At 74.4% G+C, this 3433-nt stretch carries 2 protein-coding genes; both read left to right on the top strand.

Translation table 11 applies throughout. From position 1 onward, the window contains the following. A partial coding sequence (locus C1I97_RS33635; protein ID WP_111006806.1) for a molybdopterin oxidoreductase family protein occupies positions 1 to 2220 on the top strand: 2220 nt, incomplete at its 5' end. A gap of 175 nt (positions 2221 to 2395) precedes the next feature. Then, complete coding sequence (locus C1I97_RS33630) at positions 2396 to 3085, top strand: hypothetical protein (protein ID WP_111006805.1); 690 nt, start codon at positions 2396 to 2398, stop codon at positions 3083 to 3085. Positions 3086 to 3433: the final 348 nt, after the last annotated feature.

The following is a 3433-nucleotide window of genomic DNA, read 5'->3' as shown; positions in this document are numbered from 1 at the left end:
GCCCTGCGCATCTGCCCCCTGTGCGAGGCCACCTGCGGGCTGACGCTCACCGTCGACGGCACCCGCGTCACCGGTGCCCGCGGTGACCGCGAGGATGTGTTCAGCAAGGGATTCATCTGTCCCAAGGGCGCCTCCTTCCCAGCCCTCGACGGTGACCCGGACCGGCTGCGCGTCCCGCTCGTGCGCGAGGGCGGCGAGCTGCGCGAGGCCGCCTGGGAGGAGGCGTTCGACGTGGTGGCCGCCGGGATCCGGCCGGTCGTCGAACGCCACGGCCCGAACTCCGTCGGTGTCGTCCTGGGCAATCCCAACGTGCACACCGTGGCCGGCGCCCTCTACCCGTCCCTCCTGCTCGGCGCCTTGGGTACCCGCAGCGTCTTCACCGCCTCCACGCTCGACCAGATGCCCAAGCACGTTTCCAGCGGGCTGCTCTACGGCGACGCCAACGCCATCCCCGTCCCCGACCTCGACCACACCGCCCACCTGCTCCTGATCGGCGCCAATCCCCTGGAGTCCAACGGCAGTCTGTGCACCGCCCCCGACTTCCCCGGCAGGCTCAAGGCGCTCAGGGCCCGCGGAGGCACCCTCACGGTCGTCGACCCGCGCCGCACCCGCACCGCCGATCTCGCCGACCGGCACCTCGCCATCCGCCCCGGCACCGACGCCCTGCTGCTCGCGGCGATGGCGCACGTCCTCTTCGAGGAGGACCTGACCGATCTCGCCCACCTGGCCCCGCACGTCCAGGGGGTCGACGAACTCCGGGACGCGATGAGGGACTTCACACCCGAGGCCGTAGCGGAGGCGTGCGACATCGACGCCGTGACCGTCCGCACCCTCGCCCGCGAACTCGCCGCCGCCCCCACGGCCGCCGTCTACGGCCGCATCGGCAGCTGCACCGTCCCGCACGGCACCCTGGCCGGCTGGCTCGTCGACGTCCTCAACATCCTCACCGGCAACCTCGACCGCCCCGGCGGCGCCCTCTTCCCGCAGGCCGCCACCGACCGGACGCCCCGCCCCGCCGGGCCCGGCCGCGGCTTCGCGCTCGGCCGCTGGCACTCCCGGGTGAGCAACCACCCCGAGGCCAAGGGTGAGTTGCCGATCTCGGCGCTCGCCGAGGAGATCGACACCGTCACCGCGGAGGGCGAGCCGATCCGCGCGCTCGTCGTCGTCGCCGCCAACCCCGTACTGTCCGCCCCCGACGGCGACCGGCTGGACAAGGCGCTGGGCTCCCTCGACTTCATGGTCGGCGTCGACCCGTACCTGAACGAGACCTCGCGCCACGCCCACGTCGTACTGCCTCCGCCGCCGCCCTCGCAGAGCCCGCACCACGACTTCGCCTTCAACACCCTCGCCGTGCGCAACCAAGTCCGCTACACCCGCCCCGCCGTCCCCCTGGAGCCCGGCAGGATGGCCGAGACCGAGATCCTCGCCCGGCTGGTCCTCGCCGCCACCGGCGGGCACGGCACCGACCCGGCGGCCGTCGACGCCATGGTGGTCGAGCAGACCCTCCGCAAGGCGGTCGAGGAGCCGCACTCACCCGTCCACGGCCGCGACCCGCGCGAACTCGCCGCGCACCTCACCGGCGAGAACGGCCCCGAGCGGCGGCTGGACATGATGCTGCGGCTCGGTCCCTACGGCGACGGCTTCGGCGTACGACCCGGCGGACTGAACCTGGACGAGCTCCTCGCCCACCCGCACGGCATCGACCTCGGCCCGCTGCGGCCCCGGCTGCCCCAGCCGCTGAAGACCGTCAGCGGCAAGGTCGAGCTGCTGCCACGGCCGATCGCCGACGACCTGCCCCGTCTGCGTGAGGCCCTGCGCGAGCGCCCGGACGGGCTCGTCCTCGTCGGCCGCCGCCATCTGCGCTCCAACAACAGCTGGATGCACAACGTGCCCGCCCTCACCGGCGGTTCGAACCGCTGCACCCTGCACATCCACCCCGAGGACGCCGCGCGTCTCGGAGTACGCGACGGCGCACCGGTCCGTGTCAAGGGCGACGGCGGAGAAGTGACCGCGCCCGCCGAGGTCACCGACGGCATACGTCCCGGCGTGGTCAGCCTCCCCCATGGCTGGGGCCACGACCGCCCCGGCACCCTCCTGACCCACGCCTCCACGACCCCCGGCGTCAACGTCAACCAGCTCCTCGACGGCAGCCGGCTCGACCCCCTCTCGGGCAACGCGGTCCTCAATGGCTTCCCCGTCGAGGTGACCGCCGGGGAGTGAGCACGCGCCGGACCCGCGCCGCCGGCGGTGGGGGAGGGGAAGGAGTCCGGTTGAGCCGGCCGGGCGATGTCCGGCGGCGCGTCGGGCGAGGGTCACGGCCTGGGCGGGCGGATGTGAAAGAGAGTCAGTTGGAAAAGCGATTTGTATGAAAATCGGCTGACTCGGAGGAATGCGCATGCCCACCCTGACACTCCCACGCACCTTCGGCTCTCGCATCGGCGCCACCGCCGTCCTGACGGCCCTGACCGCGGCGGGTGCCACATGGCTGGCGGCGCCCGCCGCCATGGCCCAGGGAGAAGGCGGCGACATCAGGATCCACCGGGTGGGCGTGCCCTTCGGCGTCCCGAAGGACGACCCCGTGGTGTGCCGGTTCTACCTCGAGGCCGTCAACTTCGACAGCCTCGGCGCCATCGCCTACACCATCCAGGCGCAGCCCCCGTTGCCCACCAGCGCCACCGTCAACGGCACCATCGCCCTCGGCGCCGGGGTCGGCCGCACCGAACAACTGGTGCTGACCGACGGGCAGTACAAGCTCATCTGGGCCGTCGGCACCACCCCCAACAGGGAGAAGCTCTTCCGCATCAACTGCCGTGACGACCACGACCGGCGCGAGGGAGCCCCGGGGCCGGGCGGCCACCAGATCGAGGACCCGGGTCGCGGCGACGGGGACCACCGTGGTGGGGCCGCCGCGGGCCACGACAGCGGCGGGGGCCCGAGGGGCGCCGTCCACGCGGGCGCCGGCGGCCTGGCCCCGACGGCCGCCGCCTTCTCGCCGCTGACCGGCGCCGCGGCCGTGGGGCTGGTCGTGGTCGGCGGGGCGGCGTACTGCCGGCTGGCCCGCCGGCGCCCCCATCGTGTCGCGTAGGCGCCGACGCAGGCCCTGGTACCGGACCCGCGCCTACCGCCTCACCAGGACGGCCGTGCTCACGGCCGTCCTGGTGACGGCGGGGACCCGGTGCGGGGGCGCGCACGAGCGCACCGCGCCGGACCGGGCCGCCGGACCGGCCGCCGTGGCGCCGGCCTCCCCGGCCCTGTCCGGCGCGGACGGCAATGGGACGGACGACGACTCACGGGGAGGCGGCGGCCCGGGAGGCGGTGGCCCGGGAGGCGGCGGCTCGGAAGGTGGTGGCCCGGGAGGTGGCGGCCCGGGAGGTGGCGGCTCGGAAGGTGGTGGCCCGGGAGGTGACGGCCCGGGAGGTGGCGGCTCAGAAAG

This window comes from Streptomyces sp. NTH33 (assembly GCF_003236365.1).
Taxonomy (GTDB): Bacteria; Actinomycetota; Actinomycetes; order Streptomycetales; family Streptomycetaceae; genus Streptomyces.
This window is presented reverse-complemented; position numbering and strand designations above follow the sequence as displayed.